The sequence below is a fragment of the Variovorax sp. S12S4 genome, from assembly GCF_023195515.1.
GTDB lineage: Bacteria > Pseudomonadota > Gammaproteobacteria > Burkholderiales > Burkholderiaceae_C > Variovorax.
The window spans coordinates 284459-300037 of sequence record NZ_JALPKR020000002.1 but is presented as its reverse complement, the minus strand read 5'-3'; the positions used below and the strand labels follow the sequence as shown (position 1 = coordinate 300037).

Genomic DNA, 15579 nt, shown 5'->3' with positions numbered 1-15579 from the left:
TCGGCGACAATGTCGGGCTCCATGGAAACCCTTAACGACTGGCTCGCACGCGCCGAGCAACTCCATCCGAAGAACATCGAGCTCGGCCTCGATCGCGCCAAGGAAATGGCGGCCCGGATGGGCCTGCGCTTCGATTGCCCGGTCATCACCGTGGCCGGCACCAACGGCAAGGGCTCGACCTGCGCCATGCTCGAATCGATCCTCACGCATGCGGGCTACCGCACGGCGGTTTTCACGTCGCCGCACCTGGTGCGCTTCGAGGAACGGCTGCGACTGGCGGGCGAGGCGGTTGATGCTTCTAAATTAATAGCAAACTTCGAGGTCGTGGAGGCAGCCCGGGGCGACATGGCCCTGACGTACTTCGAATTCACCACGCTCGGCATCCTGCGCTGCATGATCGAGGAAAAGCCCGACGTGGCGATTCTCGAAGTGGGGCTCGGCGGCCGGCTCGACGCGGTCAACATCATCGACACCGATTGCGCGGTCATCACCAGCATCGACCTCGACCACATGGACTACCTCGGGCCCGACCGCGAAAGCATCGGCTTCGAGAAGGCCGGGATTCTGCGCCCGGGCAAGCCCGCCATCGTGAGCGACCCGATGCCGCCGCAAAGCGTGATCGACCACGCCACCGCCATCGGCGCCGACCTGTGGCGCTTCGGGCACGACTTCAATGTGTCCGGCGACAAGCAGCAGTGGGGCTGGTCGGGCCGCGGCAGGCGCTACAGCGGGCTGGCTTACCCGGCGCTGCGCGGCGCCAACCAGTTGCTCAATGCCGCGGGTGTGCTTGCGGCGCTCGAGGCGCTGCGGCAGCAGTTGCCCATCACCGCGCAGGCGGTGCGCACGGGGCTCGCCATGGTCGAGCTGCCCGGCCGTTTCCAGATTGTTCCGGGCGAGCCCGCGCTGGTGCTCGACGTGGCGCACAACGCCCATGCCGTCGCGGCGCTGGCCGAGAACCTCGATGCGATGGGTTTCTACCCCACCACGCACGGCGTGTTCGGTGTCATGGCCGACAAGGACCTGGCCCCCATCCTCGCGCGCATCGGGCCGATGATCGACCGCTGGTATTTCACCGATCTGCCGACGCCGCGCGCCGCCAAGGCGAGCGATCTGCTCGCGAGCTGGCAGGCGCAGAACACGCGCGGCGACGTCTCCGGCAGCGTGCATGCGGGGCCGATGGAAGCACTGCGCGCAGCCATCGAGCACGCAGACCCCGCTGATAGAATCGTGGTCTTCGGATCGTTCTTCACCGTGGGTGGCGTGCTGGAGCACGGCACTCCGCGGCTGCAAGCCAAACACCTGCTGCCCGGCGGCTGATCGCCGAACCGTCCGCACCATCTGGCACCACCTCGCTGCACTCCTCCAGGGATCGAACTTCATGGCGTTTTTCAAGTTCCGCACGCGCGGCCCGCAAGGCAACGAAGGACGCAGCGCACCCGCCGCTGTTCCCGCGGAAAGTGTCGAAACCATGCGCCGCCGCGCGCGGCACCGGCTGGTGGGCGCGGCCGTTCTGGTGCTGCTTGGCGTCATCGGCTTTCCGCTGTTGTTCGACACCCAGCCGCGGCCGGTGTCGGTAGACATTCCCATCGAGATTCCAGACCGCAACAAGGTCAAGCCGCTGCCGGTGCCCGCCACGCCCGCGCCTGCCGCACCCACCGGCGCAGCCGACGGCAGTTCGCGCGTTGCGGCCGCACCATCGTCTTCGGGCGGCATGATCACCGAGACCGCCGACGGCACCGAAATCGACCCGAGCAAGCCGGCGCCAAGCACGCCGCCAGCTGCCACGGCCCCTGCCAAGCCCGCGGCCGAACCCAAGCCGGAGCGCAAGCCCGAACCAAAGCCTGAAGCTAAACCCGAGCCCAAGCCGGAACCCAAGCCCGAGCCGAAGCCAAAGCCCGAAGCCAAGCCGGAAGCCAAACCCGAGCCCAAGCCCGCGGCGCCCAAGCCCGCTGCGGCCGACGACGGCAATCGCGCGCGCGCCTTGCTCGAAGGCAAGCCTTCCAACACCAGCACCAAGCCCGCCGCGTCCGAAGACAGCGGCCGCTTCGTGGTGCAGGTCGGTGCCTTTGCAGATGCCGACAAGGCACGCGAGGTGCGGCAGAAACTCGAGAAGGCGGGCCTCAAGACCTATGTGCACGTGGCCAAGACGGCCGACGGCGAGCGCACGCGTGTGCGTGTCGGCCCGTTCAGCTCACGCGCCGAGGCGGACAAGGCCGCGGATAAGGTCAAGGGCTTGTCTTTGTCGGCCGCCATCCTCACGTTGTAATAGCCATCGCTCGCTGCCGTGGCCTTGCTCGACTGGATTGCCGTCACGCTCATCGTGGTGTCGATGCTGTTCGGCCTGTGGCGGGGCCTGGTGTTCGAAGTGATTTCGCTGGCGGGTTGGGTGGCTGCGTTCATTGCCGCCCAATGGCTGGCGTCGGATGTGGCGGCCTGGCTGCCGTTCGGCGACCCGCAGGCCACCTGGCGTTATCCGCTGGCCTTTGTGCTGGTGTTCGTCGGGGTGGCGTTCGGCGTGGGCCTGGTGGCCGCGCTGACGCGAAAGCTGATTGCGGCTGTCGGCCTCCGGCCGGTGGACCGGATTTTGGGTGGGGCCTTCGGAGCGGCGCGGGGTGCGGTTGCCCTGCTCGTGCTGGCGGTCATTGTTCATTTGCTGGCGTTGAGCGACAGTGCCTGGTGGCACGAATCGCACAGCGCCATTGTTCTCGATGCGGCATTGCAGGGCCTGAAACCCGCGCTGCCTGAAAAGTTGGCAAGCTACCTGCCCTGAGAGGAATCGTTCATGTGTGGAATCGTCGGCGTTGTCAGCAACGCACCCGTCAATCAGCTGCTCTATGACGCCTTGCTGCTGCTGCAGCATCGCGGCCAGGATGCGGCCGGCATCGTGACCCTGCTCGAACGCAAGTTCTTCATGCACAAGGCCAAGGGCATGGTGCGCGACGTGTTCCGCACCCGCAACATGCGCGCGCTGCCCGGCAGCGTGGGCCTGGGCCAGGTGCGCTACCCGACCGCCGGCAACGCCTACAGCGAGGAAGAGGCGCAGCCCTTCTACGTGAATGCGCCTTTCGGCATCGTGCTGGTGCACAACGGCAACCTCACCAACGCGCATGCGCTGCGCGCAGAGCTGTTCTCCACCGACCACCGTCACACCAACACCGAGAGCGACTCTGAAGTGCTGCTCAACGTGCTGGCGCACGAGCTCGAGCGCGCATCGCGCGGCGTGCCGCTGAATCCGGCCGAAGTGTTTGCCTCGGTCAAGAACATGCACAAGCGGCTGCGCGGCTCGTATGCCGTGGTGTCGCTGATCGCCGGCCATGGGCTGCTCGCTTTCCGCGACCCCTATGGCATTCGCCCGCTCTGCATGGGCCGCAGCGCCGACGGCACCGTGATGGTCGCTAGCGAATCCGTGGCGCTCGAAGGCTCGGGCCATGTGTTCGAGCGCAACATCGAGCCCGGCGAAGCCGTGTTCATCGACCTGCAAGGCAACGTGCATTCGATGCAGTGCGCTGAAGCGCCCACGCTCAACCCCTGCATCTTCGAATTCGTGTACCTGGCGCGTCCGGACTCGGTGCTCGACGGCATCTCGGTGTACCAGGCGCGGCTCAACCTGGGCGAAACGCTGGCCAAGCGCGTGGTGTCGACCGTGCCGCCGAACCAGATCGACGTGATCATTCCAATCCCCGAATCGAGCCGCCCGAGCGCCACGCAACTCGCGCACCTGCTCGGCGTGCCGTACCGCGAAGGCTTCGTGAAGAACCGCTACGTGGGCCGCACCTTCATCATGCCGGGGCAGGGCGTGCGCAAGAAGTCGGTGCGCCAGAAGCTCAACGTGATCGGCAGCGAGTTCAAGGGCCGCAACGTGCTGCTGGTCGACGACTCGATCGTGCGCGGCACCACCAGCCGCGAAATCGTGCAGATGGCCCGCGATGCCGGCGCACGCAAGGTCTACCTCGCCAGCGCCGCACCGCCGGTGCGTTACCCCAACGTCTACGGCATCGACATGCCCACCAAGGACGAGCTGGTGGCGCACGACCGCACGGTCGAGGAGATCCGCGAACTGATCGGCTGCGACGCGCTGATTTATCAGGACGTGGACGCCATGAAGCGCGCCATCGGCTCGCTCAACCCCAAGCTGAATGGCTTCGACGCCTCCTGCTTCGACGGCGTGTACGTGACCGGCGACATCGACACCGAAGCCATCTCGCGCATGAACGGCAACCGTCCGCGCATCGAAGAGACCGAAGAAGATTCGTCGCGCCTTGCGCTTCCCAATCACAGCGAGTGAGAGCTGAATTGACCGATGAACGAACCCTGCCGCCCGGACTGCACCGCGACACGCTCGCGCTGCGCACCGGGCTGGCGCCCAGCCAGCACGGCGAGCACTCCGAAGCGCTGTTCCTGACCAGCGGCTTCGTGCAGCCCGACGCCGAAACGTCGGCGCGCCGCTTTGCCGGCACCGAAGCGGGCTTTACCTACTCGCGCACTTCCAACCCGACGGTCACCAGCTTCGAGCAGCGCCTTGCGGCCATGGAAGGCACGGAAGCCGCCATCGGCGCTTCGACCGGCATGGGCGCCATCCTCATGATGTGCATGGGCCTGCTGAAGGCCGGCGATCATGTGATCTGCTCGCGCTCGGTGTTCGGCTCCACGCTCAACCTGTTCGGCAAGGAGTTCGCCAAGTTCGGTGTCGAGACCACCTTCGTCTCGCAGACCGACGTGGCCGAATGGCGCGCGGCCCTGAAGCCCAACACCAAGCTGCTGTTCGCCGAAACGCCGACCAATCCGCTGACCGAGGTGTGCGACATCCGTGCGCTGGCCGACCTGGCGCACGGCGCCGGCGCGCTGCTCGCGGTCGACAACTGCTTTTGCACGCCCGCGCTGCAGCGCCCGACCGAACTGGGCGCCGATCTCATCATTCATTCGGGCACCAAGTACCTCGACGGCCAGGGCCGCGTGATGGCCGGCGCAATCTGCGGTCCGTCGAAGCTCATCGTCGACGTGTTCGGCCCCGTAGTGCGCACCGCCGGCATGGCGCTGTCGCCGTTCAATGCGTGGGTGGTGCTCAAGGGCCTGGAAACGCTCGGCATTCGCATGCAGGCGCAGTGCGCCAATGCGCTGGCCGTGGCGCAGTGGCTCGAAACGCAGCCCGGCGTTGCACGCGTCTACTACCCCGGCCTTGCCTCGCATCCCCAGCATGAACTGGCCATGCGCCAGCAGTCGGGGCAGGGCGGGGCGGTGGTGTCGTTCGACGTGGTCGGCAACGACCCCGAAACGGCGCGCGCCAATGCCTTCCACGTGATCAACAGCACGCGCGTCGTGAGCATTGCCACCAACCTGGGCGACACCAAGACCATCATCACGCATCCCGGCACCACGTCGCACGGGCGCCTGACCGAAGTGCAGCGCCAGGCCGCCGGCATCAGCCAGGGGCTCATTCGCGTGGCGGTGGGCCTCGAGTACATCGACGACATCAAGGCCGACTTGCTTCGCGGCCTTGGCACCCTGAAATCCTGATCGATCCCATGACCGGCAAAGTTCGCACCCGCATCGCTCCGTCTCCTACCGGGTTTCTTCACCTGGGCACCGCGCGCACCGCGCTTTATTCGTGGGCCTACGCGCGCCACCACGGCGGCGAATTTGTGCTGCGCATCGAAGACACCGACGTGGCCCGCTCCACGCAGGATTCGACCGACCAGATCCTGGCTTCGATGCATTGGCTCGGCCTCGACTACGACGAAGGCCCGATCTACCAGATGCAGCGCCTGGAGCGCTACCGCGAAGTCATCGCGCAGATGCTTGCGGCCGGCACGGCTTATCACTGCTACTGCACGCCGGCCGAGCTCGATGAAATGCGTGAAGCGCAACGCGCGCGCGGCGAAAAGACGCTGTACGACCGCCGCTGGCGTCCGGAGCCGGGCAAGGTGCTGCCGCCCGTGCCCGAAGGTGTGCCGCCGGTGGTGCGCTTTTGCAATCCGCCCGAAGGCGACGTGACCTGGAACGACCTCGTCAAGGGCGAGATCACCATCAACAATCGCGAGATCGACGACCTCATCATCTTGCGGCCCGACGGTGTGCCTACCTACAACTTTGCGGTGGTGGTCGACGACTGGGACATGGCCATCACGCACGTGTTCCGCGGCGACGAGCACATCAACAACACGCCTTGGCAGATCAACATCTTTCGCGCACTGGGCGCACCGCTGCCGCAGTTCGGCCATGTGCCGGTCATCCTGGGCGACGACGGGCAAAAGCTCTCCAAGCGCCGCGGTGCCGTGAGCGTTACCGCGTATGAAGAGAACGGCTACCTGCCAGAGGCCATGCTCAACTACCTGGCGCGCCTTGGCTGGAGCCACGGCGACGACGAGCTCTTCACGCGCGAGCAGATGGTGAGCTGGTTCGACGGTTCGCACCTCTCCAAGAGCCCAGCGCAATGGGACGCCGCGAAGCTCGCATGGGTGAATGCGCAGTACATCAAGGCCAAGCCCGATGCGGAGCTCGCACCGCTGGTGGCTGCGCAGCTGAAGAAGCGCGGTATCGAGGCCGACGATCGCCTTGCCGCCATCTGCGCGCTCTTCAAGGACCGTTGCGAAACCACGGTGGCACTGGCCGACTGGGCCGCCGCGTTCTACACGGACGTGACGCCAAGCGAAGCCGATCGCACGCAGCACGTCACCGATGCGGTGAAGCCCGTCATCGCCACGCTCGCCGAGAAGTTCGCGAGCGTGCCGTGGGAAAAAGTTTCGATCGCCGCGGCCATCAAGGAAGTTCTGGCCGCACATTCTGTGAAAATGCCTGTGTTGGCCATGCCGGTTCGCGTCCTCGTGATGGGAACACCGCAGACGCCATCCCTCGATTCGGTGCTCGCAATTTTTTCCCGTGAAAAAGTTGTGGAGCGTCTGAAAAGGGCCTGATTTTTCGGTCTATAATTCGAGGCTCGACACCCACACGGGGGTATAGCTCAGCTGGGAGAGCGCTTGCATGGCATGCAAGAGGTCATCGGTTCGATCCCGTTTACCTCCACCATCAAAGTGTCGAGAAGATAAGTGCTGATCGCAGCACGGTTCCTAAGGTTTTGACCCTATCGTCTAGAGGCCTAGGACACCACCCTTTCACGGTGGCTACCGGGGTTCGAATCCCCGTAGGGTCGCCAGTTTCATGCAAGTGAAGCAGGCACAAGTCGTCAGCACTTGGCTCCGCAAGGAGTGAACGTTGTCTACCAGGAGTGGTAGTTCAGTTGGTTAGAATACCGGCCTGTCACGCCGGGGGTCGCGGGTTCGAGTCCCGTCCACTCCGCCAAACACAAGCCCCTGTAGCAGTTCTTGCTACAGGGGCTTTTTGTTTGTTTGGTTCAGTCGATGCTGCGCGTGGAATTGGTGAGAGAGCGCGCGCACAAAAGCAGCGTTGGTGCCAGCTTGCGCACGGCCTCTTCCAGAGTCCATCGGCTGGTCGGCGCAACCAGGTGCACCGATGCGACCGGCCGGCCCTGGCTGCCCATCACGGGCGCCGCAATGGTCATGTCGCCGAGAAACAGCTCCTCGGCATTGGTGGCAAAGCCCTGCAGCCTCGCCAGGCGCAACTCTTCAAGGATTTCATCGACACCGGTGCGCGTGTGCGCCGTGTGGGGCACGCGGTCGCAGGCTTCGATGAGCGCACGCGCCTCGTCTTCAGGCAGCGCGCTCAGGTAGGCGCGCCCCGAAGCCGTGCAGTACATCGGAATGCGGCTGCCGATCGGCATGTGAACCGGCACGAACTGCGCGCTGACAAAGCGCGCGACGTAGACCATGTCGACGCCGTCGGGCTCGGTCAGGCAAGAGGTTTCCGTAGTGACCTTGGTCAGCTCGGACAGAAACGGATTCGCCACCTCGATGAGCGGATTCGCTGCCAGGTAGTTGAACCCGATCTCCATCACGCGCGGTGTGAGCTGGTAGCGCCGGGTTCTCGGGTGCTTGCGAACGTAGCCGAGTTTCTCGAGCGTGAAGATCATCCGCTGCGCCGAACTCTTGGTGATGTCGGTGGCTTCGGCCACGTCGGCCAACGTCATGGTGCGGCGCCGGGCGCTGAAGGCCTGCAGCACGGCCAAGCCCTTCTCCAGCGACTGGTTGAACAGCAGGCTGGGGCTTTCTTCTCGGGCAATGTCGGGTGTGGCGTCCATGGATGCAGAGTATAGCCATCTCGATTGAAAATATCGTATATCGATACTATAAAGGCGAATAGTGGTTTGTATCGATTGATATGAGATTCAAAAGAATCGATTATTGGCACGCATGTTGCGTTGCCCGCTGAGGCTTTATTCCTTTCTGCCCATTCCATCTTCTTCTTCGAGGAGTGCTTCCATGAATCGCATCGTTCGCCACCTTCATCGCCTTGCCCTTGGCCTGTGTGTCGCAGGCGCCGCCTCGCTGGCCGGTGCGCAGGGGCCCGCGCCGGCTACCTACAACGTGGGCGCCACGGCGACCGGCGTGCCGTTCACCTTCCTGGACGTGAAAACCAACACCATCCAGGGAATGATGGTCGACACGGTCACCGCCGTCGGCAAGGCCGGCGGTTTTGGCGTGAACGTGCAGCAGACGGTGTTCTCGGCCCTCATTCCTTCGCTCACCGCCCGCAAGATCGACATCGTCTCGGCCGCCATGCTCAAGACCGTGGCGCGCCAGGAGGTAGTCGACTTCAGCGACCCGGTCTATTCCTACGGCGAGGGCCTGATCGTCAAGAGCGACGACACGCGCGCCTATGCATCGCTCGACGAACTCAAGGGCGAAGTGGTCGGCGCGCAGGTCGGCACCGTGTTCTTGGACATGCTCACCAAAAAGGGGATCTTCAAGGAGGTGCGCAGCTACGACTCGGTGGCCGACATGACCCGCGACCTTTCGCTGGGCCGCATCAAGGCCGGCCTTGGCGACCAACCCATCATTGCCTACCAGCTGCGGCAGAACAACTTTCCGGGCGTGAAGCTGGTCGAGAGCTACAAGCCCGTGAACGTCGGCGACGTGTGCCTGGTGGTGCGCAAGGGCGATACCGAGACGCTGGCCCGCCTCAACAAGGCCATTGCGGCGGTCAAGGCCGACGGGACGCTCGCCAAGATCGTCCAGAAATGGGGCATCTGACGCATTGCACCCATGGCTGCTTCTTTCCTCCAGAACGCGCAGGACTTCCTGCCGATCCTGCTGCAGGGTGCCGTCGTCACCGTGCAGGTCACCGTGCTCTCTTTCCTGCTCAGCAGCGTGCTCGGCCTCGGGCTCGCGCTGATGAAGCTCTCGCCCATACGTGCACTCTCGTGGGCGGGCACGGTCATCGTCAACGTGATCCGGGGCTTGCCCATCATCGTGCAGCTCTTCTACATCTACTTCGTGCTGCCGGAGTTCGGGGTGCAGCTCACGGCCTTCCAGGCCGGCGTCATCGGCCTTGGCATTGCCTACTCGGCCTACCAGGCCGAGAACTTTCGCGGCGGTATCGAAGCCGTGGATGCGGGCCAGCGCGAGGCGGCCCAGGCCATGGGCATGCGCTCGGCGCTGATCATGCGGCGCGTGATCCTGCCGCAGGCCTTTCGCATCGCTCTGCCGCCCTACGGCAATACGCTCGTGATGATGCTGAAAGACTCCTCGCTGGTCTCGACCATCACCGTGGCCGAGATGACGCGCGCCGGCCAGCTCATTGCTTCGTCGACGTTCCAGAACATGACCGTCTACACGCTGGTCGCGCTGCTGTATCTGTTGATGAGCCTGCCGCTGGTCTACGGGCTGCGGCGGCTCGAAAAGCGCTTCGGCGCTGGAAGGAAGCACCCATGATCCGCGTCGACGGACTGGAGAAGTGCTTCGGCGCGCACCGCGTGCTGCAGGGCGTGAGCCTGCATGTCGATGCCGGCGAGGTGGTGTGCCTGATCGGGCCCTCGGGCTCCGGTAAGTCCACGGTGCTTCGCTGCATCAACGGGCTCGAATCGTATGAAGGCGGAGAGGTGCGCGCATTCGACGAACGCGTCGACCGCAACGGCAAGAGCATCCACCGGCTGCGCAGTCGCATGGGCATGGTGTTCCAGCGCTTCAACCTGTTTCCGCACCGCACCGTGCTGGAGAACGTGATGGAGGGCCCGGTCTACGTGCTGGGCCACAAGCCCGCGAAGGCGCGCGAGGAAGCGCTCGCGCTGCTGGCCAAGGTCGGGCTTGCCGAGAAGGCGCAGGCCTATCCGGCCCAGCTCTCGGGCGGCCAGCAGCAGCGCGTGGCCATTGCCCGCGCGCTCGCGATGAAGCCCGAAGCCATGCTGTTCGACGAGCCCACGTCGGCGCTCGACCCCGAACTGGTCGGCGACGTGCTCGGCGTGATGCGGGCCCTGGCCGACGAAGGCATGACCATGATCGTGGTCACGCACGAGATGGGTTTTGCGCGCGAGGTGGCCGACCGCGTCTGCTTCCTGCACAGCGGCAGCATCGTGGAGGAAGGCCCGGCGGCGCAAGTGCTGGGCGCGCCGAGGCAGCCGCGCACGCAAGACTTTCTGCGCCGGGTGCTGCATCCGTCGGCCGTGCCTGCCGAGGTGCGTTCATGAGCTCACCGCAGCCCTCGCTGCAGCCTTTGCCGTTACCGCCCTCGCTGTGGGCGGCCACTGCGCCGCCCGCGCCTCCGACGCCGCCGCTTTCCGAATCGCGCAGGGCCGATGTACTGATCGTCGGCGGCGGGTTCACCGGCCTGTCGACCGCGCTGCACCTGGCCGAGGCAGGCGTGCAGGTTTGCCTCCTCGAAGCGCATGAACCCGGCTGGGGCGCCTCGGGGCGCAACGGAGGGCAGGTCAATCCCACCCTGAAGCATGACCCCGAAGACCTGGTCCGGCTCTACGGCCCCGAGCGTGCTGAGTCGTTGATCGATGCCGTTTCCCGTTCGGCCGACGTGGTGTTCGACCTGATCGCGCGCCACGGCATCGACTGCCAGCCAGTACGCAACGGCTGGCTACAGGTGGCCTACTCGCCCCGGCAGGTGGCGGGCCTGCAAGCGCGTGCGGAGCAGTGGGCCAGGCGCGGCGTGAAGACGGAAGTACTGAACCGCGCAGCGGTGAGCGCGCGCCTGGGCACCGAAGCCTTCGCGGGCGGCTGGCTCGACCCGCGCGCAGGCGGCATTCAGCCGCTGGCCTATACGCGCGGCCTGGTGCGGGCCGCACAAGGCGCGGGCGCAGCGGTGCACGGCGGCACGAAGGTCACGGCACTTGAGCGCCGCGGTGCGCACTGGCATGCGACCACGTCCACCGGTGCGACGGTCACCGCCGATCAAGTGGTGCTCGCTACCAACGGCTACACAGGGCCGCTGTGGCCGGGGCTGTCGCGCACCGTGCTGGCGGCCAACAGCTTCATCGTTGCCACGACGCCGCTCGAGGGCGCCGCCGCCGATGCGATCTTGCCGCGCGGCGAAACGGCCTCGACCTCGCAGCGCTTGCTGCTCTATTTCCGCAAGGATGCGCAAGGCCGCTTGCTGATGGGCGGACGCGGCCACTTCGCCGATCCTTCCGGTCCCTCGGACTTCTCGCACCTCGAACGCTCGCTCGCGCTGCTGTTCCCCACGCTGGGCCCGCTGCGCTACGAGTACCGCTGGGCCGGCCGCATCGCCGTCACGCGCGACTTCATGCCGCATGTGCACACGCCCGCGCCGGGCCTGACCATTGCGCTGGGCTACAACGGGCGAGGCATCGCGCTGGCGACGAGCATGGGAAAGCACCTGGCGTCTCGGCTAGTGGATGCGAAGGCGGAGTTTCCGTACCCGGTGACTGCGATACAGCCAATACCGCTGCATGGCCTGCAGCGGTTCTATGTGGCGGGAGGGGTGGCCTGGTACAGCCTTCTCGACCGGTTGGCCTCATAGCGCGAATTGTCCGACACGGGGAGCCGACGCGTGCCGACCGGCCGGTGCGCGCGCACCTGTAGCTTGGGCGTTTGCTCACCGACGAAAGGAATTCACATGAACAAGCACCAACTCGAAGGTATGAAGGTCGCCATTCTCGTGACGGACGGCTTCGAACAGTCCGAAATGACCGACCCCCGCAAGGCCCTCGAAGCCGCGGGCGCGGAAACGAAGATCGTGTCGCCCAAGAATGACCGCGTGCGCGGCTCCAGGCACGGCGACCCGGCCGATACCTTCACCGTCGACATCCCGCTTGCGCAGGCGGCCGCGCACGAGTTCGACGCGCTGCTGCTGCCCGGCGGCGTGATGAGCCCCGACGCGCTGCGCATCAATGAGCAGGCCGTGGTTTTCGTGCAGGACTTCGTCAAGGCCCACAAGCCGATTGCCGCCATCTGCCACGGCCCGTGGACGCTCATCGAGGCCAAGGGGGTCGAGGCCCGCACCATGACTTCGTGGCCGTCGCTGCGCACCGACCTGAAGAACGCCGGCGCCAAGTGGGTGGACAACGACGTAGTGGTCGACGGCAACTTGGTGACCAGCCGCGGCCCGAAGGACCTGCCGGCGTTCGACCGCGAAATGGTCCGGCTCTTTGCCGACGCCCACGCGCACGCCTGACCGGGCTTGCTCTTGCCGCCATGACTGTTCAATGGGACGAGCTGCGCGTTGCGTACGAAGAGTGGCGCAGCCAGCGAGACAAATACGACCGGTGGATGACCGACATCGCCGCCGGCAAGCCGTATGACAAGTCGGCGCTGCAGCGCGACCTGGAAGAACTCGATGCGCTGCACAAGGTCTTCCTGCAGAAGGCTCGGCCGTTCGTACACCCGAAGCCCTGAACGCATCGCGCTCGACGCATGGATGCGCGAGGGCGTTTCCATAAGCTGCCGTTATCACTAAACAACAGGCGCAGGCATTCCGTGCCCGCGCTTGCATGCCGATACTTCCGTCTCCCCTCAGGAGACGCACCTGTTCACGCCAAAGTATCCGCAAGAAGCATTGCAACGCCGCACCGCAGCGGGCGGCGGCGTGCGTGCCGTCGACAGCCATGCGCATGTCTTCCTGAGCAGCCTGCCGCTCGCCCCGCAGCGCCGGCACGCGCCGGACTACGACGCCACGCCCGCTGAATACCTGGGCCTGCTGGATGCCCACGGCATCTCGCATGCGCTGCTGGTCCAGCCGAGCTTCCTGGGCACCGACAACAGCTTCATGCTTGTCGCATTGCGCGCCTGCCCGGATCGCTTGCGCGGCGTTGCCGTGGTCGCACCCGAAACGCCCCTTGCCGAACTGCGCGCACTTGCGGACGCAGGCATCTGCGGCATCCGCCTCAACCTCATGGGCCTGCCCTTGCCCGATTTCTCGCAGCCCCTGTGGCAAGCCCTGCTGCAGCATGTGCGAAGCCTCGACTGGCATGTCGAGGTGCATCGGCCCTCGCACGACCTGGCGGCGGCAGGCCAGCCGGTGCTCGATGCCGGCTGCAGGCTCGTCGTCGATCATTTTGGGCGGCCCAGTGGCAGCACGGCTGCGGATGCCGGTTTCGACTGGCTCCTGCGCGCGGCGGCAAAAGGCCGCACCTGGGTGAAGCTGTCGGCCGCCTACCGCAACTGGCCCGACCCTGCCGGCGCCGATGCCCGACGGGCCGCGCGCTCGCTGCTCGAAGCCGCGGGTCCGCAGCGCCTGCTGTGGGGCAGCGATTGGCCCCATACCGAACACCGGGAACACACGAGCTACCCGCACACGCTGGCGGTGCTGGACGAGTGGATTCCCGACCCCGAAGCGCGGCGCTGCATCCTGGCCGAGACCCCGGCGGCGCTGTTCCGTTTTTCCAAGGAGACATCATGAAAGCACACAGCGCATTGCGCGCCTGGATTCCGGCTGCCTGCGTCGGCACGGCACTTCTCGCCACTGCGATGAGCGCCGCGGCGCAGGCGTGGCCGGCAAAGCCGGTGAAGATGATCGTGACCTACCCGCCGGGCGGCACGGTCGACGTGGTGGCGCGCGTCATCGCGCCCAAGCTCTCGGCCCGGCTCGGGCAGCCGGTGGTGATCGACAACCGCGCCGGCGCGGGCGGCGCCATTGGCGGCGACCTTGTGGCCAAGAGCCCGGCCGACGGCTACACGATCATGCTCGACGCGTCCAACCATTCGCAGAACCCCGCGTTGCGCAGCAAGATGCCGTTCGACACGCTGCGCGACCTGGCGCCGGTCTCGCTGCTGGTCCGCGTGCCCAACGTGCTCGTGGTCAACCCCTCCGCGACGATCACGGGCGTGAAGGATCTCATCGCACAGGCAAAGGCCAAGCCCGAGCACATCAACTACGCGTCTTCCGGCAATGGCTCGGCGCAGCACCTCTCGGCAGAGCTTTTCAGCGCCATGGCCGGCGTGCGCATGACGCACGTCGCCTACAAGGGCGGCGGCCCCGCGCTCACCGATGTCATGGCGGGCCAAGTGCCGGTGTTCTTCGCAAGCCTCGCGTCGAGCCTGCAGTACATCCAGGGCGGCAAGCTGCGCGCGCTGGCGGTCACGGGCAAGGCGCGCTCGCCGGTCATGCCGCAAATTCCGACAGTGGCCGAAGCGGGGCTTGCGGGCTACGAGGTTTATGAGTGGAACGGCGTGTTCGTTCCGGCCGGAACGCCCGCGGCCGTGGTCGACAGGCTGTCGAAGGAACTGGCCGCCGTGGTGCGCGACCCTGAAGTCCGCGCCCGCCTTGAAGGCATGGGGGCCGAAGTGATCGGTTCCAATCCGGCCGAGCTCGATGCGTTCCGGCGCGCCGAAATCGCCAAGTGGACCCAGGTCGCCAAGACCAACAAGATCGAACTGGACTAGGCGGCAAGCATCTCGGCGAAGGCGTCCGCAAAAGCCGGGCGCGACCGCGCGAGCCACATCGCGGCAAGCTCGAAAGGCGGCAGCCCCGCACCGTCGCGCACTTCGGCATAGCGCACGCCTTCATGCCGGAGCGCGCGAACCGAACTCGGCAGCAGCGACCAGCCCAGCCCCGCCGCCACGCAAGACAGCACGGTCAGCGTGCGGTTGGCGTCCTGCACGATGCGCACCTCGTGCCCGGCCGCGCGAAAAGCCGCCAGCACCTGGGTGCGCAATGCCGACATCTGCAGGCTTGGAAACCACACCAGCCCGTGCGCGGCGATGTCCGCCAGAGAAACGCAGCCGTCGGCCCCGATCCGATGCGAGGCGGGCACGGCCGCCACCAGCAGTTCTTCGCCGAGCCGCTTCTCGTGTACGCGCGCATTCACGGCCACGGGCGGATGCAGCAGCGCGATGTCGATGCGGCCGCCCTCGAGCGCCTCGACCTGCTCGGCGTTGCTCATCTCGCGCAGAGAAATGTCGAGCTGCGGATAGGCCTCGCGCAGCCGCCGCAGCGCGCGGGGCAGCACTTCATACACCGCGTGGGTCACAAAGCCGATGGTCAGCCGGCCCGCGCGTCCGGCGCCCATGGCGCGAACGCGTTCGGCCGCCGCATCACCGTAGGCAAGGCTAGCCCGCAGGTCGTCGACGATGGCCAGCCCTGCCTCGGTGAGGGCGGCGCCGCGGCGTGTGCGCGTGAAGAGTTTGGTGCCGACTTCGCTTTCGAGCCGGTTCAGCATCTGCGTCAACGCGGGTTGCGCAAGGCCGAGATTTTCGGCGGCGCGGGTAAGGCTGCCGGCCTCCGCGATCGCCACGATACAACGCATCTGCCGGGTTTCCATGC

The 15579-nt window shown here is 66.1% G+C and carries 16 protein-coding genes and 3 tRNA genes; 17 read left to right on the top strand and 2 right to left on the bottom strand.

Annotated features, from left to right (window positions below):
• The first annotated feature begins 9 nt into the window (after positions 1-9).
• The 9 genes from folC to M0765_RS01690 all read left to right on the top strand — a co-directional run bounded on the left by folC (position 10) and on the right by M0765_RS01690 (position 7296).
• The gene (folC, locus tag M0765_RS01730; RefSeq protein WP_258501646.1) at positions 10-1317 is read left to right on the top strand and encodes a bifunctional tetrahydrofolate synthase/dihydrofolate synthase; all 1308 of its coding nucleotides are present in this window, start codon (positions 10-12) and stop codon (positions 1315-1317) included.
• A gap of 61 nt (positions 1318-1378) precedes the next feature.
• On the top strand, positions 1379-2266 hold the full coding sequence (locus M0765_RS01725) for an SPOR domain-containing protein (RefSeq protein ID WP_258501645.1): 888 nt from the start codon (positions 1379-1381) through the stop codon (positions 2264-2266).
• Positions 2267-2284: 18 nt separating this feature from the next.
• Positions 2285-2770 carry a CvpA family protein gene (locus M0765_RS01720; protein WP_258501644.1) on the top strand — a complete coding sequence of 162 codons (486 nt, stop codon included), beginning with the start codon at positions 2285-2287 and terminating at the stop codon, positions 2768-2770.
• Positions 2771-2782: 12 nt separating this feature from the next.
• Positions 2783-4285 carry an amidophosphoribosyltransferase gene (gene purF / locus M0765_RS01715; RefSeq protein WP_258501643.1) on the top strand — a complete coding sequence of 501 codons (1503 nt, stop codon included), beginning with the start codon at positions 2783-2785 and terminating at the stop codon, positions 4283-4285.
• A gap of 8 nt (positions 4286-4293) precedes the next feature.
• On the top strand, positions 4294-5514 hold the full coding sequence (locus tag M0765_RS01710) for an O-succinylhomoserine sulfhydrylase (RefSeq protein WP_258501642.1): 1221 nt from the start codon (positions 4294-4296) through the stop codon (positions 5512-5514).
• Between the two features lie 8 nt (positions 5515-5522).
• Positions 5523-6911, top strand: coding sequence for a glutamate--tRNA ligase (gltX, locus tag M0765_RS01705; RefSeq protein ID WP_258501640.1), 1389 nt, complete (start codon positions 5523-5525; stop codon positions 6909-6911).
• Between the two features lie 36 nt (positions 6912-6947).
• Positions 6948-7023: transfer RNA gene (locus M0765_RS01700), tRNA-Ala, on the top strand.
• 51 nt (positions 7024-7074) lie between these two features.
• Positions 7075-7150, top strand: a tRNA-Glu gene (locus tag M0765_RS01695).
• Between the two features lie 69 nt (positions 7151-7219).
• A tRNA-Asp gene (locus tag M0765_RS01690) sits at positions 7220-7296 on the top strand.
• A 52-nt stretch (positions 7297-7348) separates the two neighbouring features.
• Here M0765_RS01690 and M0765_RS01685 read toward each other — a convergent pair.
• On the bottom strand, positions 7349-8152 hold the full coding sequence (locus tag M0765_RS01685; RefSeq protein ID WP_258501638.1) for an IclR family transcriptional regulator: 804 nt from the start codon (positions 8150-8152) through the stop codon (positions 7349-7351).
• 181 nt (positions 8153-8333) lie between these two features.
• Here M0765_RS01685 and M0765_RS01680 point away from each other — a divergent pair, with 181 nt between their 5' ends.
• From M0765_RS01680 to M0765_RS01645, 8 genes are all read left to right on the top strand, one after another.
• Positions 8334-9104 carry an ABC transporter substrate-binding protein gene (locus M0765_RS01680; protein ID WP_258501637.1) on the top strand — a complete coding sequence of 257 codons (771 nt, stop codon included), beginning with the start codon at positions 8334-8336 and terminating at the stop codon, positions 9102-9104.
• A gap of 12 nt (positions 9105-9116) precedes the next feature.
• Positions 9117-9785: an ectoine/hydroxyectoine ABC transporter permease subunit EhuD gene (ehuD, locus tag M0765_RS01675; RefSeq protein WP_258501636.1), complete on the top strand. Its 669-nt coding sequence runs from the start codon at positions 9117-9119 to the stop codon at positions 9783-9785.
• Complete coding sequence (locus tag M0765_RS01670; protein WP_258501635.1) at positions 9782-10537, top strand: amino acid ABC transporter ATP-binding protein; 756 nt, start codon at positions 9782-9784, stop codon at positions 10535-10537. The genes ehuD and M0765_RS01670 overlap by 4 nt, the downstream gene beginning before the upstream one ends.
• A complete protein-coding gene (locus M0765_RS01665; RefSeq protein ID WP_258501634.1) occupies positions 10534-11838 on the top strand; it encodes an NAD(P)/FAD-dependent oxidoreductase in 1305 nt (434 codons plus the stop codon). The genes M0765_RS01670 and M0765_RS01665 overlap by 4 nt, the downstream gene beginning before the upstream one ends.
• 96 nt (positions 11839-11934) lie before the next feature.
• Positions 11935-12492 (top strand): type 1 glutamine amidotransferase domain-containing protein, encoded by a 558-nt coding sequence (locus M0765_RS01660; protein ID WP_258501632.1) that lies wholly within the window; start codon positions 11935-11937, stop codon positions 12490-12492.
• 20 nt (positions 12493-12512) lie between these two features.
• Entirely contained in the window at positions 12513-12713 is a 201-nt protein-coding gene (locus M0765_RS01655) for a hypothetical protein (protein ID WP_157614971.1), read from the top strand.
• Positions 12714-12873: 160 nt separating this feature from the next.
• On the top strand, positions 12874-13716 hold the full coding sequence (locus tag M0765_RS01650; protein WP_258501631.1) for an amidohydrolase family protein: 843 nt from the start codon (positions 12874-12876) through the stop codon (positions 13714-13716).
• A complete protein-coding gene (locus M0765_RS01645; protein ID WP_258501630.1) occupies positions 13713-14699 on the top strand; it encodes a tripartite tricarboxylate transporter substrate binding protein in 987 nt (328 codons plus the stop codon). Before M0765_RS01650 ends, M0765_RS01645 begins: the two co-directional genes overlap by 4 nt.
• Here M0765_RS01645 and M0765_RS01640 read toward each other — a convergent pair.
• Positions 14696-15577, bottom strand: coding sequence for a LysR family transcriptional regulator (locus M0765_RS01640; protein WP_258501629.1), 882 nt, complete (start codon positions 15575-15577; stop codon positions 14696-14698). The two genes, M0765_RS01645 and M0765_RS01640, sit on opposite strands and share 4 nt — an antisense overlap.
• Positions 15578-15579: the final 2 nt, after the last annotated feature.